Raw genomic sequence first — 24,901 nt, 5'->3', positions numbered from 1 at the left:
ACAACCAGAACAGCGCCATGCCTCACCTCTCATGATCCACACCCCAGTGAATCAGGAAACCTGTCATCACTCAAGATGCTGATTGGGTTTGAACCCTAGGGGTGATGGAAATATCTGATTATACTGAAAAAGTTCTGTCCAGTAGATCTCATGCGATAGCATGACGCGGTGACATGGGGAGTTCCTATCCACGCCAAGAGAGAGAGACCGTTACAGCCAACAACAGCCTTTGTCTCCAAAATCCAATCCCAAGGCCCATGTCCCGAACCAGTCATGCGGATTGTTTTCGATCGAATTAAAAAAGGTTGAGAAACACCGGAATTTACTCCATTTTGGTTACAGATGTCGATTGGGGGACAGGTGAGCAACCATTGGACCAAATTGGCGGCCGATCCGGCGGGGTTTCGAGATGACGCGCTTTTGGCTATGGCGATCTATGACGCGCTGCTTGATAGTCACGCCGGCCTTTATCTGCTGCTTGATGCCGACTTGCGTGTTGCGATGGTTAGCCACTGCCTTGTCGACGGTCGCAGGATCCAGAGCGATGCTTTGATGGGGCGACCGCTTGATGCGATTTTTGGCGGCGATATCGAGGCGATCGCGCGCGATTTGCGTTGTCGCCATGCGGGGCGAAAATCGCGACGTGTTTACCGTCTTCGCTTGCGGGGGGAGGATGATCAGGCCGGAGTGATCAGGGCCATTTTCTATCCGCTCGATGTCGAGGGGCGGGAGTATTGGTTCGTCGACGCCGCGCCGCTTTCGGCCGAAATGGAGTTTGATCGACTGAAAGCCGACTTTGTCGCGAATGTCAGCCACGAGCTCCATACGCCATTGGCGTCGATCGCCGGCGCACTCGGGTTGATTGCTGCCGGGGCAACCGGCGAGATCAGCGATGATACGGCGCAGATCGTACAAGTGGCGCTCAATAGTACTCATCGGTTGATTCGACTGATCGACAATCTTCTGGATGTCGAACGGATCGCGATCGACAGGCTCGATTTCTTGTTGGAACGACAATCACTGCGTGCGATCGTCCGCAGTTCCATCGATGAACTCGTGCCACTCGCGTCAAGTCGCGGCATCAGCGTGATATTGGAAGATGATGGCGGACCTGACTTCGCGTATATTGATCGTGATCGATTGTCTCAGGTCATGATCAACCTGCTTTCGAACGCGATCAAATTCTCGCCGGAGGAAGGCCGGATCCGGGTGGTGCTGACCACCGGGCCTACGTCTCATCACGTCGCCGTGATCGATCATGGCATTGGCGTTCCCGAACAATTCCAGAAAATCATCTTCGATAAGTTCGTTCAGGTCGACACCCAGCCTCGCCGCAAGAAAGGCGGCGTTGGGTTGGGGCTGGCGATCAGTCGTGATATTATCGAACGCCTCGGAGGAAAATTATGGTTCACGCCCAATCCGGAGGGGGGCGCGATCTTCCACGTGGAAATCGCCGCGGTGGAATAACATTTACACAAATTTAACGAATATCTGTTGTTCTGCTTGCTCCACTAGGTCAAGTATCGTTTTGGCGGCGGTCCGGATGCGTTGCAAATCTTCACGTGATTGCGGACTAATGCCAGCATCATGCAGATTGATGATTTCCACCAAGCCAATAATGATACCAAGTTGAGTGCGCATCTTGTGGCACATTTTGCCAGCACGGGTTTCAGGCATAAGTCGTCAGCTTCCATTGTTCGTTACCGGAAATCGTGCCATAAAATCCGGATGAGCGTGGAGGGGGCAGAGATTCGCGGATTTTCCATCTCAATGGAATGATCGCGTCATGCGGGGAATCGGGGGTGGATGAACGTTAGTAACGCCCTTAATCTGTTGTACGTTGATGACGAGCCGGATTTGGTAAGTGTCGTCGTGCGATCTTTGAACCTCGACCGAGCATTTGCCGTGCGTGCGGTTCTTTCCGGCGCCGATGCGATTGCGATGGTGAGGGATGGGGCGTGGCGACCCGATGTGGTGTTGCTCGACGTCACGATGCCCGATCTTGACGGGCCGGAAACGTTCGACCGTTTGCGTGCGCTGTTGGGCGATGTGATACCCATCATCTTCTTTACGGCACGTACCCAGAGCGACCAGGTGCGGCAATTGATGATGCGCGGCGCGGCGGGTGTGCTGGTAAAGCCTTTCGATCCGCTGAGTTTGGCCCGGGATGTGCGGATGCTGGCGACGAGGTGGCGCGATCTTGATCATGACGCCCGGAAAGCGTCGATGGCTGATAGATAGCCGGCGGTTCATGGCGAGACGTTGCCGATGACCTGTGCTGTGCCGGTGAAGACATAGCCGGTGCCGCGTGCGGATCGAAGGGGCAGGGGGGTGCCGGTGCCCTGTTCGATCTTACGACGAATGCGCGAGATCAGCACATCGAGACTGCGATTGTCGACACCGAGCCTCGGCTTGCCCAGGCGGGCATTGATGATGTCCCGTGAATTGGGGCGGCCGGGCTGTTCGAGCAGGGGCAGCAGCATCAGATATTCCGCCGAGGTCAACTCGATGGCGTTGCCATTGGGGGCGGTGAGCGTCCAGCTCGCGAGGTCGAGCGTCCAGTGCGGTTGCGACGTGGCCGAGCCGCCGTCCTCGGGCTGTCCACCTTGTGTATCGCCCCGTAACCTGCGTGCCAGATTCCGAATAACGCTTTCCAGCTCGGGCATGTCGACAGGTTTGGACAGATAATGGTCGACGCCCATGGACAGGCCGAGTAGCCGATCGTCGCGACCCGAGCGCCCCGTGAGCATGATGATCCCTGCCGACGATCGCGCGCGGAGTCGCGCGGCTGCAACAAAGCCGTTTTCGCCGGGAAGATTGACGTCGAGCACCATGATCTGAGGCTGCTTGGCCTCCAAAATCAACGAATCGAGATTAGCCGTATCGGGATAGGATTCGGTTTCCATCCCGACCATGCGCAGGTACCGCTCGAGCATCGAGCGCATCTCTTCGTCATCTTCAATGATTACGATACGAAAATTGTTGTTTTGCAGTGCCATATCAGGGTACCACCAAAGCGTTTAGGTTTCGGCCGAATGCGATGGCTGTGCAGGCGATGTGGGCTATACGTACGCCTAGGCGACGGAAGGCTCACCAAAGCTTATACGGTGCCGCGATGCGGCAGGATCGGAGAGGATGTGATTGCTTTGACTGCTTCCTCCAATGCGGCAGGGTTGGATATATTATCATTAATTCGGATACATCGGGAAAGTGGACAATACAAAATGTAACAATAATAAATACAATGAAATGTATCGATAATTAACGGCACATTGTGCTCATATTTCAACTATGCACGTGCGTGTAATGGAACAATTATACTATTGTGAGTAAATATAGCATCGAATCCTATGGACTGAATCGATCTTGTATTGATATGGATTGTGGCATTGACTGAATGTCGACCGATACAAGGGCGGTGATCGCCGATGATATAGATTAATCAAAATACAGTCGTGATTAATTGTGTGACGTGCGGGATTTTCCGACCCTGGAGTTCCGAACTTGCGACACGAGCCGTCCTCGCTCCGAGCGCGATCGACAGACCCTTAGGGGGCGTGACCTTGGTAGGCGGGATGTAGTGCTGGAATGCTGATCTGACATTTCTTTCGACTGAGCGTTGCCGCCCGGTTCGTCGGTGCTCTGTGCATCCGACGTCTGCCGGTTTGTGTATGGCCACTCGTCGCGTAGGCCGCCGTTGAGATTTTACTGAGGCATTGTCTGTCGGCTTGATTTGACTGGCTGCGGTCCAGCGTAGAATGCCAATCTCGTAAGATCGGCAGTATAGCACCTTTGAAGTAAATTTTTGGCCGTCGCCCACGCGGATGGTTCTGGATATACTTCGTTCCCTCTTGCCCCATATCCTTTCTGAAGGTTTGAGGCGTCTGAAAAATGCAGATTAGGTAAATGTCAAGGATAGGGGGTGGTGTCAGTCGGGATGCAACTCGTGTTACGCAGATGGTGGGGTGGTTTTGATTGCGAAGTAAATTTCTGAATTCCTTCAATTTGTAATTGTTTCAATATGTATCATACTGCTACTAAATTTAAATGATAACTTGTTATTAAAGATGCTAGGCGCAATGCGCGCTCATATTTCTGCTGGATCGAATATTGTTCCATGCCGAATAGAGCGGAAGACTGATAGATGCATTGCAAGAGATTTGCCCGATGGCTGCCCGCGCTGTTGATATGCGGCGGACAACAGGCCTTGGCGCAGACGGCGGTCGAGCGGAATCTGCCACCGGCGCCTGCCGCACCAAATCCCGGACTGGTGGTCCCGGACGCTGTTCCTGCACAGCAAGACGATACGCCGCTTGGAGCCACGCTTCGCGCGATCGTGCTGGTTGGCGATGGTGAGCGGCCCGTTGAGGCGGCGGGGGTTGCGGACGGTGTTGACGCCGGACGCGTGGCGATACTGAACAATGACGGTGCGCGCCGAGTCCTGCGACGCTTCCTTGGTCAGCCGCTGACGCGGCGCCGGATCGCGGAGATCGAGGCCGAGATCGCGCGGCTGGCGCGCGCAACGGGGCGCCCCTTCATATCGCTCTCCACGCCTGAACAGGAGATCACCGGCGGCGTTCTGCAAATCCGGGTCACCGAGTTTCGGCTCGGGTCGCTGAAGGTGACGGGCGTATCGACCGCGGAGGCGGAGCGGATAGGGCGGGCGCTTCGCGTCGCGCCAGGCGAACCGATCAACAGTCGCGCCCTTTCGGAAGATCTGGCTTGGCTCAATCGTCTGCCGGTCCGCGACACCTCGGCGCGTTTCGCCCCAGCCGACGCGGCGGGGCGGACCGACCTGACCGTGGTCGTCGAGGAGCCTCGGCAGTTTCGCCTTTATGCCGGCTCTTCGAACACCGGGTCGCAAAGCACCGGTTTGGCGCGACTGTTCGTCGGCGCGGTCGCAGACATCCGCCTATTGCCAGGCGCCTATATCTCCTATCAGCTGACGGGTAGCCGCGACTTGCTGATCGATGAGGGCCGTTTCTTCGCACCGAAGCGTCCGCGTTATGTCGCGCAAGGCGCGCGCGTCGCGATCCCGACCTTCGCGCGGGAGAATGTCGAACTGACCTTCAGCGACTCGCTGACCAATCAGCATCCCAATGCGCTCTTTACCGTTCGTCAGCGGACGACCGAACTGACGCTGGCCTATCGTTCGGCCTTGTCGAACGCCGGGCTGCCCGCAGGGTTCGGCGACATGCTGTTCGGCATCGAATTGAAGCGCCAGCATCGAACCGTGCTTTTCGGCCCGCTGACCGCGCTCGATGTTTCCGCCGATATCCGGCAATATATGGTGGGCTGGTCGCGGGATTGGTTCGGGAATGGGGGGCAGGGCTCCGCGAACATCGCGGTCCATGTCAGTCCGGGCGGATCGGCGGCGGAGCTTGCCGCGATCACCAATGGGCGCACGCGCAATAGCCGCTTCGGCTATGTCACGTTCGACCTCCGCCATGTCCAGCGATTGACGCGCGATCTGTCGCTTACCCAGAGCGCGATGCTGCAATATGCCAAGTCGGCGTTGCCCTTGTCCACGCAGATCGGCCTGGGCGGCGACGGGCTGGCGCGCGGTTACACCACCGACGACGGCGCCTTCGATACCGGTTTCGTGTTGCGTAACGATCTGAATCTGCCCGTCACCTCGCTGTTTGCGAAGGGCGGTCCGAATGGCGACGTGCTGGCGCCGCGCGTGTTCTTCGACCTGGCCTATGGTCTCGACCGTATCACCCATCAGTCGTCGACGCTCGTCTCCGCTGGTTTGGGGGGCGACTATCGCATGGGGCGCGCATTCACGCTGGGCGTCGATGGTGGCTGGGCCTTGACCAACGGCCTGCGCAGCCGGGCCGGCTCACCGCGGGTCCAGGCGCGTGCCTCTCTCTCATTCTAAAACTTCTACACATCATGATGAAGCCAAGGAACCAAGCATGACCGACAATATTCCGCTCGAAGGTACGCAATTCCTCTATTCGCGTCCCGAAGCGCTGCACTCCGCCGTGCATGCGGATCTTCGCTACCGTCCCGAGGGTGCGAGCTTCGATCATGCGACTCAGGTGCATCTCGTCCCGCTGCTGGTGGGTGAATTCATGCAGGCGATGGCGCATTATCCGGTGATCTTCGCCGGCCCGGAAAAGACCCCGCTAGCGGTGATGGGTCTGGCCGAAGGACAGAATCTGTTCGTGCGCGATGGCACGTTCGAGGCCGGTTGCTATGCCCCAGCCTATCTGCGCCGCTATCCGTTCACGCTGGCGGGCGCCGGCGAAGAGCAGTTCGTGGTCTGTGTCGATCGCGACGCCAAGGGACTGGTGTCCGAGGGTGACGGGGAGCCGCTGTTCGAGGATGGCGAGCCGACCGGCTTTACCAAGAACGCCATTGCATTCCTTGAAGAATTCGAGCGTGAGCGCAAGCGCACCGAAGCCTTTGTCGACTTGCTGAAGGAAGCCGACCTGTTCGAGGTGAAGAACACGCTGTTCGTGCGTGGCGGCGAGAGCGAGCATATCGCCGATTATTATGGTGTGGACGAAAAGAAGCTTGGCGAACTGTCCGACGAGCTTCTCCTGCGGCTGGCGCGGAGCGGGGCCCTGATCGCAATCCATGCACACCTCTTTTCGCTGGCGCGCTGGGACGCCCTGATCGCGCGCCGCGAAGCGCTGGCCCCGGCTGAGCCTGCGACGGAGCCGACCTACGCGGATTAACGCGATGCGGTTGTGACAGCCGCTTATTGCCCCTGCTCGGCGGTCGAGGTCGCAAGACTTCGGCCGCCATTTTTTATTTGTAACTAAAAGTAACGTCGCGTGAATGAATTATACAATAAAAGTCTAATTGTAGTTTGTTAAGGCTTATTAACTTCTGATGTGGCAAAAGATTCCTGTTAAAGGCTGCAATTGTTTATTCGCCACTGATACTTAGTCGAATTGGGCATTGCTGCTTGCTGAACGTGTTTTGAAACAGGGTCGTCTCATGAAGAGCTTTGCCATTCGCAGCCAGGGTTCGTTGTTCACTCGCTTGCCGATCTTTGGTCTCTCGCTATGCGGATTGATGCCCGGTGTGACGCCGGTTCGTGCGCAAACGCTGCCGACCGGCGGCCAGGTGGTGGTCGGCGACGCGTCGATCCAGCGATCCGGCATGGGGCTGACGATCCACCAGGCGACCGACAAGGCGATCATCGACTGGAAGGATTTCTCGATCGGCGCTGGGGGTAGCGTACGGATCGAGAATGCGACCGGTGCGACGCTCAACCGCGTCACCGGCACCTCCGCGAGCAGCATCGACGGCCTGTTGAGCGCGACCGGGTCGGTCTATCTCATCAACCGTAACGGCATCGTGTTCGGGCGGGAAGGGCGGGTCGATGTCGGCGGCTCGTTCGTCGCCTCGACGCAGGATCTGAGCAACGAGCGCTTCCTGGCGGGCGGCAGCCTGACGCTGTCGGGTGCCAGCGAAGCCGCGATCATCAACTATGGTCGGATCGGCGCGGCGGGCGGCGATGTCGCACTGGTGGCCGCCAAGGTGGTGAACGAAGGCACGCTGGCGGCAGCGAACGGCACGGTCGGGCTGCTCGCCGGTTATCAGGTGCTGTTGCGCGACCGTGGCCTGGAGAATGGCCGATTCTCGGTGGTGGTCGGTGGCGACGGAACCTCGGCGACCAATGTCGGCGCGATCCGTGCCGCGGAGGCGGAACTGCGCGCCCAGGGCGGCAACGTCTATGCACTGGCGGGCAACACCGGTGGCGTCATCAACGCGCAGGGCGTCTCCGCGCGCGACGGGCGCATCTTCCTGACGGCAGAAGGCGGCGAGGCGCATCTGACGGGTACGCTCCGCGCGCGCGGGGCCGATGGTTCGGGCGGTGCGGTCGAAGTGACCGCGAAGAACGTCCTGCTCGGCGACAAGGCACTAATCGATGCGAGCGGCACCAGCGGCGGCACGGTGCTGGTCGGTGGCGACTGGCAGGGCGGCGCGGATCGTTCGCTGGCGGTGGCCGATCATGCGATCGCCAACGCCGATGCGGTGGTGATGGCCGATAGCGCGAAGATCGACGTTTCGGGCAGCGTCGGCAATGGCGGTACGGCGGTGCTGTGGTCCGACGCCTATACCAATTTCCTCGGCCATGTCGAAGCGCAGGGTGCGGTGAACGGCGGACGGGTCGAAACCTCGTCCAAGGGCGTTCTGCAGGCGCTGGGCGGCGTGAATGCCCTGGGCGTGCAGGGCGCGGCGGGCAAGTGGCTGCTCGATCCGTCCGACATCACGATCGCCAGCGGCACCACCAACGGCAATTTCGCGGGCACGTCCCCGCTGACCTTCACGCCCAGCGGCGCGAGTTCGACGGCGGATGTGGCCGCGATCAACAGCGCGTTGAATGCGGGCACGAGCGTCACGATTTCGACCGACAGCGCCTTTGCGGGCAATGGTGACATCACCCTGGCCAGCGGTACGAACATCGCCAAGACCAGCGGCGCGGCGGACGCGACGCTTCAGTTGCTGGCCAACCGCAACATCGTGCTGAACGGCACCGTTTCGGCGAGCGGCAGCAGCACCGGCAAGCTGAATCTGACGCTGAACAGCCGCTTCAAGGACGCCAGCGACAGCGCGCAGGGCAGCATCGTGCTGAACGGCAATATCAGCCTCAACGGCGGTAACCTGCTCGCCGGGGGCGGCACCACCGGTACGGGCTCGGCGATCAACAACAGTGGCGGGGCGGGCATCTCGATCGGCAGTGCCGCCATCAATGCCGCTGGCGGTAACATCACGTTGATCGGACGGACCACGGGTGCCTCTGCCGGTATCAGCGTGGTAAGCGGCGCGTCGATCGTCACGAGCGGGGCGGGCGCGGTCAGCCTGAGCGGTACGGCGACGGCGACCAGCGGCACGACCTATGGTATTCAGTTCGGTGGCAGCGCGGGCACCATCACGGCGGGGACCGGCGGGCTGACGCTCGATGGTCGGGCGGCGTCGGCATCGGGTACGGCGCTGTCCAGCACCTCCACGGCGGCGATCAGCAGCGCCGGGGCACTCACCTTGACGGGTGACAAGGCGATCGCGTTGTCGAACGCGCTGGCCACCAATGGCCCGTCGGGGGCGGTCAGCGTCTCCACCACGTCCGGCAACGTCTCGTTAGGTGCGTTGAACAGCGTGGGGGCGATCACCGTCACGAGTCCCGCTTCGCTCAGCTTCGGGGCGGTGACGCAGAACGGCACCGGCGCGATGACCTTTACCAGCGCCAATGCGCTGACTACCAGTGCCGCAATCACCAAGGCCAGCGGGGCGGATTCGACCCTTACACTGAGGTCCAACGCCAACATCGTTGTGAACGGTGCGATCAGTGCTTCGGCGGGGGCGGGCAAGCTCAACGTCGGTCTGAACAGCCGGGCGAACGACGGGGCGTTGGGTTCGATCACCATCGCCAACAGCATCACGACCCTCGGCGGAGACATTGCTGCATGGGGTGGTTCGGCGATGCCGAACGCGGCGGATCCCGCATCGGCGGGAACGGCCAAAGCAAACGGCGACAATTTCGGTATCAGGATCGTGAGCGCGGTGCTCGACGCCGGCGGTGGCAATATCGGCTTGGCGGGCGAGCAGACGAACACCGCGATAGGCGCGGCGGGCACGGCGGCGGTGCGCATCGGTGGCGACGCCATCCTGAAGACCAGCGGCAGCGGCGTGATCGGCATCAAGGCGGTCGGCAATGCCAATTACGGCGCCTATATCTTCGGCAACCTATCGACGACGGCTGGCGCGATCACCATCAACGGCAGCAGCGCGGGCGGTGCCTTTGGAGGCGTCGGCGTGCTGCTCGCCGGTAGCACGTCGGTCGCGACCGACTCCGGGGCGATCAACCTGAGCGGTAGCGCGACGGGTGCCGATACCGGGTTGATGCTCAACTCCGATAGTGCGATCTCGATCAAGTCCAACACCGGCAATTTGAACCTGACCGGTAGCGCGACGGGGAACAGCGCGGTCGAAGGCATCGCGATCGTCGGCTTGGGTGGCAGTGGCGGTGCTTCGAGCAGCCATGTGATCCAGACCGGCGGCTCGATCACCATGACCGCCAATGGCGGCAAATCCTCGTTCGACAGCACGCGACCCAACGCCGCGATTCTGTTCGGGCGGACCAATCAGAACACGAATCTGATCATCCAGTCCGGCGGCGATCTGACGATCAGGGCGACGGGCGACACGGGCGCGGCGTCGCTGCTGGGTTATGTGACCAGCGGGTCCACCATCACGTCGGGCGGCGCGCTGTCGATTAACGCGGGCGCCAATGCGGACAAGACGATCGCTTTTAACAACGGTACTATCACCGCAGGCAGCACGACCGAAATCCGCAGTGCCTCCGGTGCCGTCGGGCTGGGCAATTTCGTCTCGAACGGCGGTGCGGTGACGATCGCAGCGGCGGCTGGCAGTGCCAGTGTCGGCAACGTGACGCTCGCGACGTCGGGCGATACGCTGTTGAGCGGAACGTCCACCACCTTCGGCACGATCACCAAGAAGGCATCGGCAACGGGTGCTTCCACGCTGACGATCAAGTCAGGCGGTGACATCAACGTCAATTCCGCCATCACGGCGGAATCCGGCGCCGGCAAGTTCAACGTTAACCTGAACAGCCGTGCCACCGATGCGGTGTCGGGCGCGATCACCGTCAATGCGGCGATCACGAGCCGGGGCGGCGACGTCAATCTGTACGGCGGATCGGCCAGCGACAAGAGCGGTGGGGCGGCCTCTTCGTCGGGTGTGGCGGTCACCCTGGATAGTGGTTCGGCGATCGACGCCAGCGGTGGCAACATCCTGATCCGGGGCATCAACACCGATAGCAATTCCACCAACGGCGTTTCCATGCAGGGCGGCGTACAAACCAGCGGTACCGGCACCATCGCCGTCACCGGCCAGGCCGTCGGCAGCTATATCGGCCTTGTGATGAATAGCTCCACCTTGGTGGCCGGCCAGGGCAATATCTCGCTCACCGGCAGTACGGCGAATAGCAGTGGATCGCGCGACGGATCGGGTATTCGCATCACGGGTGGGTCCAGAACATCGATCACCACCAGTGGCGACCTGTCGCTCACGGGCACGGCGAGCCAATATGTCGGTATTCGGGTCGACACGACGGCGACGGGTACCATCCTTTCCGGCAAGAACGTCTCGCTGACGGGCGTGTCGACGGGCGGCGCCAATAGCACCAGCGGCGTTTTGTTCTCGAACACGAACTCGGTCGCCATCACCGCCGCCAACAAATTGTCGATCACCGGTACCGGTGGTGCGACCGACAAGGGCGGCAGCAGCAGGACCGCGATCGCGTTCGGGAACAGCAGCACCGTGGCGAATATGGCGCTGACCGCCGGGGCCGGGGGCGTCGTGATCGACGGCACCGGGGCGGACAGCAACGCAGTGTTCAGTTTCGACAGCTTCCCGCCCGGAGGCGCGTCGGCGGCACCCGCCCTGTCGATCACCTCGGCGGGCGCGGTCAATATCACCGGTAACAAGGTTATCTTCTATCGCGGCTCCATCGCCCAGAATGGCGGGGGTGCGAGTACGATCAGCACCAGCAGCGGTAACATCATCGTTGGCAGCTATGCCGGTACCAATGCCGATGCGCTGACCATCCAGTCGGCAACGGGCAGCGTAGAGACGCTGTCCACGATTTCGACCACCAAGGATCTGTCGATCAGGGCGTCGACGACCGCCACGGCCGATGCGGCCATCACGTCCGGCGGCGCGTTGACCGTCCAGGGCGGTACCGCGGTGTCGGCTCAGGCCATCAGCCAGACCGGTACCAGCGGTCTGGTTTCGATCACCTCCACGAGCGGGACCGTGGCGACGGGCGTGATCGCCCTGAAGACGGCCGATGCCAGCAATATCAAGGCGGCGGGCGCGCTGACCACGGGTGCGATCACGCTGAACGGATCGACCGCGTTGACGCTGGATTCGGGGGTCGACCTGACGCCTGCCGCCATCACGCGCAAGAGCACGTCGCTGGCGGATTCGTCGCTGACCCTGCTTTCAAAGGGCAGCATCAATCTCAGTAACGCCATCAGCACCGAGGCCGGTGCGAACAAGATGGACGTGACGATCGCAGCGCGATCCGGTGGCGCGGCGACAGGCGTGGTCACGATCACGCCTGGCATCACCACTCAGGGCGGCGCCATCCTGATCGGGGGGGGTGACAGTTCGGGCAGCGGGTCGACGACCGGTATCGTACTAAATGCCAATGGCGTGCTGGATAGCCGGCGTGGTAGTTCCAATGGTGGCACAATCACGCTTCGTGCGCAGACGTCGGGCGCGACGCAGGCCGTTAATCTGGCGGCTGGTTCGTCCATCCTGACGAGCGGCAATGCCGCGATCGGCATTACAGGGGACGCGTCTGCCGGTACGTCGCGCGGCATCAACGTCGCAGGCGCGACCCTGCAAAGCGGCACCGGCACCATCAGCTTGACCGGCAAGGCGAACAATGCGGTCGGGATCGCTTTCGATCAGTCGAGCGCATCCAATATTTCGACCGATGGCTCCGTCGTCATGTCGGGAACGTCGACCGGTAATCTCGGTGTTTGGAAAAACGGTAGCACTGCGCTGACGATCTCCGGCAAGGACGTCTCGATCGAGGGCATCTCGAAGACCTCCGGCAGCCTGACGAGCAAGAACGGCATCCTTCTGGATGGTACCGGCGCGGTCAATATCACCGGGTCCAATTCGGTCACGCTGAACGGCACCGGCGGCGCGTCGGCAGTCAGTGGCGACTATAGCGCGTCGGCGATCCTTTTTGGCTCCAATGTCTCCAACACGCCGGTGACGATCAATGCAGGGGCGGGTGGCTTCGCCATGACCGCCACGGCGGATAGCGCGGCGACCTGGGGCGTCGACAATTATGCGGGGGGTGGTCGCAAATCCAACGTCACCTATAACGTCGCGGGTTCGATGAACATCACGTCGAACAAAGCTCTCCTGCTGTACGGCCAGATCAACCAGACTGGTACTTATGCGAACAGCATCACGTCCAGCGGCGATGGCGTCCGGATCGGAGGAAACGGCAACACCGCCAGCTTCGACGGGGCGTTAACGGTTTCCGGACAATGGGTCACTTCCGGCGACCTGGCGTTGGGCGGCGTGACCAATATGACCGGCGGGCTATCGGCGTCCGACGACGGTAACGTCACGCTCGCTGCGATCACTTCCAAATCGGCGCTGTCGGTCACCGCGCTCAAGGCCATCACCACCGGCACGATCACGCAGCCCGCGGCGACGAATACGGGTGATCTGTCGCTCAACGCGGGCACGACGATCACCACCGGCGCGATCAATTGGGCGACCGGCAATATGACGCTGGCGTCAGTGTCGGATCTGACCCCGGCGGCGATCACCAAGCTGGCCAATGCGGCGGGCACCTCGACCCTGACGATCAAGTCGGACGGCAATGTCTCGGTGGCCAATGCCATCGGCGCTGGCTCGGGCGCGGGGCCGCTCAATGTGACGCTGGTCAGTCGTGCGCACGATGCCGCGTCGGGCGTCGTCGCGGTGACCGGCGCGATCAGCACGCGCGGCGGCACCATCCTGTTGCGCGGCGGCTCCGCCGCGACCTCGACCGTCCTCGATCCGAGCCTGTCGAGCGCCAACTACACGGCCTTCGCGACCGAGTTGCAGAAGACGGGCACGCAGATTTCGCTGTCGAACCCGAACCTGCTGAACGCGGGCGGTGGCGACATCGAGCTGCGTGGCGCGTCGACCACCACGGGCATCAACCTGACCAGCGGTACGCTGTCCACCACCGGCACGGGCGCGATCCGTCTGTATGGCTATAGCTCGGCGACCGGATCGGGTCAGGGCAGCGGCGTGAACGTGAACGGCGCTAACGTGACGGCGGGAACCGGCGGCCTGACCGTCTATGGCACGACCGCGCAGAGCGCCAATTCGGACGCGGTTCATATCGAGAACGCGACCGTCACCGCGAGCGGCGGCAACGTGCTGATCGGCGGTTCGGGCAATGCCAGTGTCACCGGCTCGGGCAATCTGGCGGGCGTGGTGTTGAAGAGTGCGACGGTCGGCTTCACGGGATCGAGCCAGTCGGGCAAGGTCACGATCGGCGGACAGGCCGGGGGCGGGACCTCGGGCAGCGTCGGCGTCTATATCGCGTCGTCGTCGGTAACCTCCCCGTCGAGCGGGGCGACCACGATCACCGGTACCGGCGGCAACGGATCGGGGGCCAGCAACTACGGCATCTATCTGGATCAGGGATCAACCTCCGCACCCCTGATCAACACCACGGGCTCGGGGGCCGTCACGCTGGACGGTCGCGTAGCTGGCGGCACGACGGTCGGCATCTATCAGGGGCCGAACAACGGCGCGAAGATCGGTGGCGGCGGCAGCGGGGCGCTGACCCTGATCGCCAATGCCCTGGCGCTCAACAACGGTAGCGGCTCGCCCGCCCTGCTCAACACGACCGGGGCGCTGATCCTGCGGCCCCAGGCCGGGGGCGCGTTCGTGGTGGATGGCAACATCCTGCCCGCGCTGATCGCCGCCAATGCCTATCGCGCCAACTATGGTTCGGTGACGTTCGGATCGTCCGATGCCGCTTCCTTGGCCTTCAATACGACGGCGAACGCGAAGACCTATGCCAGCCTGCTGACGCTGCTGTCCGGCGGGACGATCGCGATCGGGGGCAGTGATGGCTTGACCGCATCGGGCGGCCTCACGCTGAATGCGGCCGGTGCCGTCACCCAGTCGGTCGATGTGGCGACTTCCGCGCTGACCGGCGCCGCCGGTTCGCTGGCCCTGATGCGGGCGTCCAACGCCATCACCGGGCTGGGCGCAATGGCGGTGACGGGCGATCTCTCGCTCGTGACGCAGGGGGCGCTGGGGATCAACGGCGCGGTCACGACCACGACGGGCACGATCCGTGCCGGTGGCGACCTCAGCTTCGGCGGCACCGGATCGGTCCGTGCTTCGGGCAGCGGCACACCGTTGAACCTGATCACGAGCACGAAGGTCGTCAACGGTGCCGGCTCGGCAGCGCTGTCAACGCCGAACGGTCGCTGGCTATTGTGGTCGCAAAATTCAACGTCGGACTCGCTCGGGGGACTGGGCTATGGGTTCCGTCAATATGGCGCGGTGTACGGCGCGACCACGCCCGCGCTCGCGACCGGTAACGGCGTTCTCTATACGACCTCGCCCAGCGTGACCGTCGCGCTGACCGGCAGCTACAGCCGCGATTATGACGGCACGACCGATGCCAATCTGGCGCAGTCCAACTTCACCGTGACGGGCCTGAGCGGTAGCGAACACGCCACCGTCTATTCGACGGCTTCGTTCGATACCAAGAATGCGGGAACCGGCAAGACGATCCTGGCGGACGATCTGGCGGTCGTGGTGCGCGATGGGTCGACCAAGGTGTTCGGTTATGTGCTGAACAACTTCTCCGCGACGGGCGCGATCGGCACCATCACGCCCAAGCTGCTGACCGCCGGCCTGACGGGCACGGTCAGCAAGGAATATGACGCGACCGATGCCGCCGCGCTTCTGGCGGCCAATTACACGCTGACCGGCGTGATCGGGAGCGAGGTCGTCACGTTGGTCGGCCCGACCGCTGGCCGCTATTCGGACAAGAACGCCGCCTCCAACAAGCTGGTGACCGCCACTGGTCTGTCGCTGACGGGTGCGGATGCCGGGAATTATACGGTTGCCAACACCGTGTCGGGCAATGTCGGCACGATCACCCCGCGTGCGCTGACCGCCGACCTAGTGGGTTCGGTCAGCAAGACCTATGACGGCACGGCCCTGATTTCAGTGGCGTCGAGCAACGTTGCTTTGACGGGCATTCTGGCGGGCGATACCGTGACGGTCGCCAACGGTCTGTCCGGCACCTTCGCCGACCGCAATGCGGGTACCGGGAAGACGGTCAATGTCACCGCCTTGACGCTACTCGGCAGCGACGCTGCCAACTATACCGCCGCTTCGACCGCATCGGGCGCGATCGGCACCATAACCGCGAAGACGTTGACGCTGACGGCCGTCGCCGATGCCAAGACCTATGACGGGACCGTCCTGTCCGGCGGCGCGGTTCTGGCCAGCGGGCTGGTTTCGGGCGACAGCGTCGCGGCGAGCCAGTCGTTCGACAGCCGGAATGCGGGCAATCGCACGCTCCAGGTGAACGACGGCTATGTCATCACCGATGGCAATGGTGGTTTGAATTATGTGGTGACCAAGGGCGCGGCGGCAGCGGGTACGATCGGCCAGAGGCTCGTGTCCACCAGCCTGACCGCGAACGACAAGGTCTATGATGGGACGACGACCGCGACGGGCAGCTTCTCCACGCTGACCAACAAGGTTGCCGGTGACGATCTGTCGCTCGATACCAGTGCCGCAACGCTGGCGTTCCTCGATCGCCATGCTGGCAACGGAAAGGCCGTGACCGCGGCGGGCTATGCCCTGACGGGAGCGGATGCGGGCAACTATCTGCTCGCGGCGATCGGCAACGGCGCGGCGAACATCACCCCCGCGACGCTGACGCTCAATGCGGTCACCGACACCAAGACGTATGACGGCAACACGCGCTCGACCGGCGTCGTCACGGTGGCCGGCTTGATGGGAGTCGATACCGCGACGGGGACGCAGGCGTTCGACACCAAGAATGCGGGCAGCCGTGCGCTCCAGGTCGCGACCTGGACGATCAACGACGGCAACAACGGCAACAACTATGTCGTCGTGACCCATGATGCGGCTGGCACCATCGGCAAGAAGACGATCTCCGGCCAGCTTACCAACCCGATCAGCAAGGTCTATGACGGGACGGCGGACGCGATCCTGTCGGGCGCGTCGTTGCAGGGCGTGATCGCGGGCGATGCCGTGACCGTATCGTCGGCCAGCGCTCGCTATGCCGACAAGAACACTGGCATCAACAAGCTGGTGACCATATCCGGCATGGCGCTGGGCGGGGCCGATGGCGGCAATTACGTTCTGGCCAGCACCGATGCGTCGGGCAATGTCGGTACGATCACCGCGCGCGTGATCGACGCGGCGACCACCGGCGTCGGCGGCAAGACCTATGACGGGACGACCACGCTCGCCCATGCCGATATCGGCACGCTGGCGCTGACCGCAGCGGCGGCGGATACGCAGGCGCTGATGCTGGCCGATGGCGTCGGCTTCGATGCCTCCGGGCTGCACGGCACGCTGACCGATCGCAATGCCGGAACCGGCAAGGTCGCCACGCTGACCGGCTTCACGCTCGTCAACAACACGGCCAACAACTATGTCCTGGCGGGTTCCACCGCGCAGGGCGTGGTCGACGTGGCCCGCAAGGCACTGACGCTCAATGCCGCGACCGACAGCAGGGTCTATGACGGTACCGTCAACTCGTCGGCGATCGTACAATTCTCGGGCCTGGTCGCGGGCGATACGGTGACGGCCACCCAGGCTTTCGACAGCAAGGACGCCGGCACGCGCAGCCTGTTCGTTTCCGGCTACACCGTCAGAGATGGCAATGGCGGCGCCAATTACGTCGTCGCGACCAACACGGCTGCAGGTGCGATCGCCAAGCGTATCGTCACGACCATCGTGAACGCCAATGACAAGGTCTATGACGGCACGACGTCGGCGACGGGCACATTCGGTGCGCTTCAGAACCTCGTCTCGGGTGAAACCGCCGACGCCACGGGCACCTTGACCTTCGCGGATCGCAATGTCGGTACCGGAAAGGCGGTGACGGTGTCCGGCGCGACGCTGACCGGCACCGATGCACGCAATTATGCGCTCGCCGCGGTTGCGGACGGCACGGCCGCGATCAGCAAGGCGTCGCTTGTGCTGACCGCCGGCACCGATGCCAAGACCTATGACGGCACCACCGCGTCCGCAGGTGCGGTCGTCGCGACCGGTCTTGCCACGGGTGACACCTTCAGCGCCACGCAGCATTTCGACGCCAAGGATGCCGGGGTGCGCCGACTGATCGTGGATGGCGGATATTCCGTCAGCGACGGCAATGGCGGCGGCAACTATCTGGTCACCTTGGCGGATGCGGCTGGTCGGATCGACAAGCGGGTCGTCACCACGGCGGTGACCGTCGACACGCGCGATTATGACGGCACGACGGCGGCGACCGGCACGTTCGGTGCGCTGCAGAATCTCGTCACGGGCGAAGTGGTGACCGTGAACGGCGGAACGCTGGCTTTCGCGGATCGCAACGCCGGATCGGGCAAGGCGGTGACGGTGACGGGCGCGACGCTGGGCGGTGCGGACGCGGCCAATTACATCCTTGACGGGGTGGCCAATGGCACCGGTAGGGTCAATGCCAAGGCCCTGACGCTGACGGCGGTCAGCGACAGCAAGATCTATGATGGCACCACCGCATCGGGCGGCGTGGTGCAGGTGGCGGGCCTCGTCGGCGGCGATGCGGTCATCGCGAACCAGGTATTCGCCGGGCGCACGGCGGGTGCGCATCGATTGCAGGTCGGTCAATATTCCGTCAGCGACGGTAATGGCGGTCGGAACTACATCGTCACGCTCGGAAACCCGGCAAACGGCACGATCGACCGGCGGGTCATCAATGCGGCGGTGACGATCAATGACAAGGTGTATGACGGCACGACGACCGCATCCGGCACCTTCACGGGCCTGACCGGTATCGTCTCGGGCGATGTGGTAACGGTCGACGCCGCGAGCGGCGTGCTGGCCTTCCTCGATCGCAACGCGGGCAACGGCAAGGCGGTGACGGTCACCGGCGCCACCCTGGGCGGTGCCGATGCGGGCAATTACACGCTCGGCTCCGTGGGCAGCGGTACCGCCAATATCACTAAGGCGACCCTGACGCTGACCGCCGCCACCGACACCAAGACCTATGACGGTCTGCGTAACTCGGCCGGAACGGTCACCATCGCCGGCTTGGTCGGCGGCGACACCGCCACCGCGACCCAGGCGTTCGACAGCAAGAATGCGGGCAGTCGCACGCTGAGCGCCGATAGCTGGACCGTCAGCGACGGCAATGACGGCGGGAACTACAATGTCGTCAAGGTGAACGCGGCGGGCTCGATCGCGCAGAAGACGATCAGCAGCAGCCTGACCGGCACCGTCTCCAAGGTCTATGACGGCACCACCACCGCGACGATCCTGCCCGCCAACCTGTCGGGTGTGATCGCGGGCGACACCGTTACCGTGGCAGCGACCAGTGCCGATTACGCCGATCGCAACGCCGGTACGAACAAGCTGGTGACGGTCACCGGCATGTCGCTGACGGGGGCAGACGCGCTCAACTATCAGCTCGATCAGGACCATACATCGGCCAATATCGGCACGATCACCGCGCGGCAGATCGCGGTGGGTGTCGGCGGTCGCGGTGCCAAGACCTATGACGGCACCGCAATACTGTCCGCTTCGCAGTTGGGTACGCTAAGCTTCGTGCTCGCGGACGGCGACACGACGACGCAGTCGCTGCTGACGAGCGATGGCGTGGCGATCGACCTGGCCGCCGTCAGCGGTGCCTTCGCCGATCGCAATGCCAGCACCGGTAAGGGCGTGACGCTGACCGGCTATGCGCTGACGAACAATGCGTCGGGCAATTACGCACTCGCCAATGCCAGTGTGCAGGGGCTGGCGGACATCGCCAAGGCGACCCTGACGCTGACCGCGGCCACCGACACCAAGACCTATGATGGTCTTGTCAAATCGAACGTTACGGTCACCATCGCCGGATTGGTCGGCGGCGATACCGCGACCGCGAACCAGGCGTTCGACAGCAAGAATGCCGGCAGTCGGACGCTGCTGGTCTCCGATTGGACGCTGAGCGACGGCAATGACGGCGGAAACTACAATGTCGTCAAGGTGAATGCGGCAGGCTTGATCGCGCAGAAGACGATCAGCAGCAGCCTGACCGGCACCGTGTCCAAGGTCTATGACGGCACCACCACCGCGACGATCCTGCCCGCCAATCTGTCGGGCGTGATTGCGGGCGATACCGTCACCGTGGCGGCAACCAGTGCCGATTACGCCGATCGCAACGCCGGTACCGGCAAGCTGGTGACGGTCAGCGGCATGTCGCTGACGGGTGCGGATGCGCTCAACTATCAGCTCGACCAGAACCATACATCGGCCAGTATCGGCACGATCACCGCGCGGCAGATCGCGGTGGGTGTCGGCGGTCGCGGTGCCAAGACCTATGACGGCACCGCAATACTGTCCGCTTCGCAGCTGGGTACGCTCAGCTTCGTGCTCGCGGACGGCGACACGACGACGCAGTCGCTGCTGACGAGCGATGGCGTAGCGATCGACCTGGCCGCCGTCAGCGGTGCCTTCGCGGATCGCAATGCCAGCACCGGTAAGGGCGTGACGCTGACCGGCTATGCGCTGACGAACAACGCATCGGGCAATTACGCGCTGGTCAATGCCAGCGTGCAGGGTCTGGCGGATATCGCCAAGGCGACCCTGACGCTGACCGCTGCCACCGATACCAAGACCTATGATGGGCTGCGGACCTCGGCTGGCACGGTGACCATCGCCGGATTGGTCAGTGGCGATACCGCCACCGCGACCCAGGCGTTCGATAGCAAGAATGCGGGTAACCGGACGCTCTTGGTGTCCGATTGGACGCTGAGCGACGGCAATGACGGCGGGAACTACAATGTCGTCAAGGTAGATGCGGCGGGCTCGATCGCGCAGAAGACGATCAGCAGCAGCCTGACCGGCACCGTTTCCAAGGTCTATGACGGGACCACCACCGCGACGATCCTCCCCGCCAACCTGTCGGGTGTGATCGCGGGCGACACCGTCACCGTAGCGGCGGCAAGTGCCGAGTATTCGGATCGCAACGTCGGGACGAACAAGCTGATAACCGTCGGTGGCATGACGCTGCAGGGCGCCGACGCGGCCAACTATCTGCTCGACAGTGACCATGCCGCCGCCAATGTCGGCGAGATCGTCGCGCGGCAGGTCGCGGTGACGGCTGGCGGTCGTGGTGCGAAGACGTATGACGGCACAACCAACCTTACCGCATCGCAGCTGGGCTCCATGACCTTCACGCTGGCCGATGGGGATGCCGTGACATCGGCTCTACTTCGGAGTGACGGTGTTTCGCTGGATGCGAGCAGCGTCAACGGCGCATTGGCCGACCGCAACGCCGGTACGGGCAAGAGCGCTGCGCTGGCCGGCTTCGCGCTCGTCAACAATGCGTCGGGCAATTATGTGCTTGTCGCCGCACCCGTACAGGGCGTGGTGGACGTTGCGCGCCAGACGCTGACGCTGACGGCTGCGGCCGATACGAAGGTCTATGACGGGACGACGGCATCGACGGGAACGGTCGGCTTCAGCGGATTGATTACTGGCGACACGCTGACCGCGACGCAGGTGTTCGACTCCAAGAACGCGGGCGCCCGCACGCTGAAGGTCGGGGAATGGTCGATCGCGGATGGCAATGACGGCGGCAATTACGCCGTGGTCAAGGTTGACGCGGTTGGAACGATCGATCGGCGCACCGTCACCAGTTCGGTGAGCGCGAACGACAAGACATATGACGGCAGCGCCGTCGCGACCGGCACCTTCGGTACCATTGCCAATATGGTGGCGGGCGATGCCCTCACCGTAACGGCGGATCTCGCTTTTGCGGATCGCAACGCGGGCGTCGACAAGGCCGTGACCGTCACCAATGCCCGCCTGGAAGGCACGGCCGCCAGCAATTACACCCTCGATCCGATCACGGTGACCAGGGACAAGGCCACGATCAATCGTGCGAGCCTGGTGCTGACGGCGGGTAGCGATCGAAAGACCTACGACGGCACCCTGGATTCGGCGGGCACCGTCAGCTATTCGGGGCTGATCGCGGGCGATACGCTGACCGCGACGCAGGCGTTCGATGCCAAGGATGCGGGTGCCCGCACGCTCCAGGTGTCCAGCTGGACGATCAACGATGGCAATGGCGGGAACAACTATCTCGTCAGCCGCGGCGCGACGACCGCCGGGATCATCGACCGCAAGGCGTTGACGGCGGACTTCACCGTCAATTCCAAGACCTATGACGGCACCACTGCGGCTTCCGGCACCTTCACCGGCTTTAACGGGCTGATCACGGGTGACGTGGTGTCGGTAGACGGCAGCGCCGCGACGCTGATCTTCGCCGATCGCAATGCCGGGGTGAACAAGACCGTCTTCGCGTCGGGTATCACCCTGACGGGGGATGCGGCGCACAATTACACGATCGCGTCGCTCGCCAGTGGCACCGGCACGATTTTGGCCAAGGCACTGACCTTGAGTGCGGTTGCGGATCGCAAGACTTACGATCGCACGACCGCCTCGGCCGGGCGAGTGACCGCGACCGGCCTGGTGGCCGGGGACGATGTCATCGCGACCCAGTCGTTCGCCGCCGCGACCGCCGGAACCCACGACCTGCAGGTCGACGGCAACTGGCGCGTGGTCGACGGTAACAATGGTGGCAACTACGTCGTGTCGCTCGATCAACCCGCGCAGGGCGTGATCGACAAGCGGACGATCGGCGCTGCGGTAACGGTCGCGAACAAGATCTACGACGGCACCACCACGGCGACGGGGACCGTAGACGGCCTTGATGGCGTGATTACGGGCGACGTCGTGACCGTCGATAGCAGCCAGGCGGTGCTCGCCTTCGCCGATCGCAACGCTGGTACCGGCAAGACGGTAACCGCGACCGGGGCGACGCTTTCGGGGCAGGATGCGGGTAACTACACGCTTGGGACGGTCGCGTCGGGCACCGCCGATATTGGCCGCGCCACGCTGACGCTGACCGCGGCGAGCGATACCCGTACCTATGACGGTACCACGGCTTCGACCGGCACGGTGACCGCTGCGGGCCTGGTCGTCGGCGATACGATCATCGGCATGAAGCAGGCGTTCGATACCAAGAACGCCGGATCGCGCACCCTGCGCGTGCAGGACGGGTACACGCTGACTGACGGCAATGGCGGCGGCAACTACACCATCGTCAAGGTCGATGCAGCGGGGACGATCGATCGGAAGCGTCTGAGCGGCGCGCTGGTTGGCACGGTCAGCAAGGTCTATGACGGCACGACCACGGCCGCCCTGGCAGGGGCCAATCTGACTGGCGTGATCGCGGGCGACCGTGTCGACGTTACCTCGGCGACCGCGACCTATGCCGACAAGAACGCCGGCACCAGCAAGCTGGTGACCGTAACCGGCATGACGCTGGGCGGCACGGACGCGGCCAATTACGTCTTGGATCAGGACCATGCCTCTGCGGCGGTCGGTGAGATCACCGCGCGGCGGATCATCCTGTCCGCCACCGGTACCGGCTCCAAGGTGTATGACGGTACCGTCACCCTGACGCATGCCGGGCTCGGCACGCTGGCGGTCCAGGCGACGGACGCCGATACGCGGACCCTGATGTCGGCCGACGGCGTGACCTTCGACGATGCCGGTGTAAGCGGCGTCTTCGCGGATCGCCATGCGGGCACCTCGAAGGTCGTGACCCTGTCGGGCTATGCGCTGGCGGGCAATGCTCTGGGCAATTATGTCCTCGACACCGGCACGGCACAGGGCCTGGCCGACGTCGCACGCAAGGCCCTGACGCTGACCGCAGCTACCGACAGCAAGACGTACGACGGCACCAACCTTTCCACAGCGCGGGTTGTGATCGACGGACTGGTCACTGGCGACACCGCGGTCGCGTCGCAGCGCTTCGACGGGAAGGACGCGGGCACGCGCACGCTGGTGGTCCATGACTGGACGGTAAGCGATGGCAATGGCGGCGGCGATTACGCCGTCACGACCGTCAATACCGCCGGGACGATCGCGCGGCGTGTGGTAACTAGCGCGGTGCATGCGGACGACAAGGTGTATGACGGCACGACCGCCGCCACCGGCTCGTTCGGAACGTTGACCAATGTCGTGGCAGGCGAAACGCTGGGAGTTACCGGTGTCTTGGCCTTCGCGGATCGTAACGCGGGCGCGAACAAGACGGTGACGGTGAGCGGTGCGACGCTGACTGGCAGCGACGCGCGCAACTATGAATTGTCGCCGCTGGGTGACGGTACCGCGACCATCTCCAAGGCGTCGCTGGTCCTGAATGCCAGCACCGATCGCAAGACCTATGACGGCACGCTCGTATCGAACGGGGCGATCCGCGCGGTCGGCCTGGTGGCGGGTGACAGCGTGACGGCGTCGCAACTGTTCGACAGCAAGAATGCCGGAGCCCGTGTCCTCCACGTGGTCGACGGCAGCTGGGTTGTGTCGGACGGTAACGGTGGAAACAACTACACCGTGACCATCGGCGACACCGCTGTCGGTGCGATCACCCAGCGCGTGCTGACCACCGGGGTTGCAGTCGATACGCGTGAGTATGACGGCACGACGGCGGCGACTGGTACGTTCGGCGCGTTGCAGAACGTCGTCCTGGGCGACCAGGTGACGCTGACCGGCGGGACGCTGGCCTTTGCCGACCGCAATGCGGGTACCGGCAAGGTGGTGACGGTGACGGGTGCGACGCTGGGCGGGTCGGATGCGGCCAATTACGTGCTGGCCGACGTGGCCTCGGGCACCGGGACGGTGACGCGCAAGGCGCTGGTGCTGACCGCTGTCGGGGACAGCAAAGTCTATGACGGCACGCTGGCGTCGAGCGGGCAGGTGCGGGCCAGCGGGCTGGTCACGGGCGACGCCGTGATCGCGACGCAGGCGTTCGACGGCAAGGACGTCGGGACGCGCGGGCTGCAGGTGGCGACGTGGAGCATTGCCGACGGCAATGGCGGCGGCAATTATGCGGTCAGCATCGACAACCCGGTCAGCGGGACGATCACCGCACGGACGCTGCGGGCCGCAGCGCTGGTCGACGACAAGACCTATGACGGCACGATCGCGGCGGTCGGGCGGATCACCGGGCTGACCGGTGTGCTGGGCAGCGATGACGTGACGGTGGGGGGCAGCGGGCTGTTCACCTTCGTCGATCGTAACGTCGGTGCGG

Annotated in this window: 7 protein-coding genes; 5 read left to right on the top strand and 2 right to left on the bottom strand. The window is 63.2% G+C overall.

Annotation, left to right across the window (positions count from 1 at the left end; genetic code table 11):
• The first annotated feature begins 360 nt into the window (after positions 1–360).
• Positions 361–1,467, top strand: a complete 1,107-nt coding sequence (locus tag SM191_RS17315; RefSeq protein WP_341507275.1) for a sensor histidine kinase — start codon at positions 361–363, stop codon at positions 1,465–1,467.
• 3 nt (positions 1,468–1,470) lie between these two features.
• Here SM191_RS17315 and SM191_RS17310 read toward each other — a convergent pair whose 3' ends face one another.
• Entirely contained in the window at positions 1,471–1,677 is a 207-nt protein-coding gene (locus SM191_RS17310; protein ID WP_307001719.1) for a hypothetical protein, read from the bottom strand.
• 129 nt (positions 1,678–1,806) lie between these two features.
• On the opposite strand from SM191_RS17310, the gene SM191_RS17305 reads away from it, so the two are divergent.
• Positions 1,807–2,241: a response regulator gene (locus tag SM191_RS17305; RefSeq protein WP_341507274.1), complete on the top strand. Its 435-nt coding sequence runs from the start codon at positions 1,807–1,809 to the stop codon at positions 2,239–2,241.
• Positions 2,242–2,249: 8 nt separating this feature from the next.
• Here SM191_RS17305 and SM191_RS17300 read toward each other — a convergent pair whose 3' ends face one another.
• Positions 2,250–2,999, bottom strand: coding sequence for a response regulator transcription factor (locus SM191_RS17300; protein WP_341507273.1), 750 nt, complete (start codon positions 2,997–2,999; stop codon positions 2,250–2,252).
• Between the two features lie 1,406 nt (positions 3,000–4,405).
• On the opposite strand from SM191_RS17300, the gene SM191_RS17295 reads away from it, so the two are divergent.
• From SM191_RS17295 to SM191_RS17285, 3 genes are all read left to right on the top strand, one after another.
• The gene (locus SM191_RS17295) at positions 4,406–5,881 is read left to right on the top strand and encodes a ShlB/FhaC/HecB family hemolysin secretion/activation protein (protein ID WP_341507272.1); all 1,476 of its coding nucleotides are present in this window, start codon (positions 4,406–4,408) and stop codon (positions 5,879–5,881) included.
• Between the two features lie 37 nt (positions 5,882–5,918).
• Entirely contained in the window at positions 5,919–6,686 is a 768-nt protein-coding gene (locus SM191_RS17290) for a SapC family protein (RefSeq protein ID WP_341507271.1), read from the top strand.
• Positions 6,687–6,951: 265 nt separating this feature from the next.
• On the top strand, positions 6,952–24,901 hold a 17,950-nt coding region (locus tag SM191_RS17285), incomplete at its 3' end, for a YDG domain-containing protein (RefSeq protein ID WP_341507270.1).

Origin of the sequence: Sphingomonas sp. 2378 (genome assembly GCF_038084995.1) — a bacterium.
Classification (GTDB): Bacteria; Pseudomonadota; Alphaproteobacteria; order Sphingomonadales; family Sphingomonadaceae; genus Sphingomonas.
This window is presented reverse-complemented; position numbering and strand designations above follow the sequence as displayed.

Bases quoted from the DNA above. Each gene is read 5' to 3' on its own strand.
- SM191_RS17310 (WP_307001719.1), bottom strand. From the start codon at position 1,677: ATGCCTGAAACCCGTGCTGGCAAAATGTGCCACAAGATGCGCACTCAA.
- SM191_RS17305 (WP_341507274.1), top strand. From the start codon at position 1,807: ATGAACGTTAGTAACGCCCTTAATCTGTTGTACGTTGATGACGAGCCG.
- SM191_RS17300 (WP_341507273.1), bottom strand. From the start codon at position 2,999: ATGGCACTGCAAAACAACAATTTTCGTATCGTAATCATTGAAGATGAC.
- SM191_RS17290 (WP_341507271.1), top strand. From the start codon at position 5,919: ATGACCGACAATATTCCGCTCGAAGGTACGCAATTCCTCTATTCGCGT.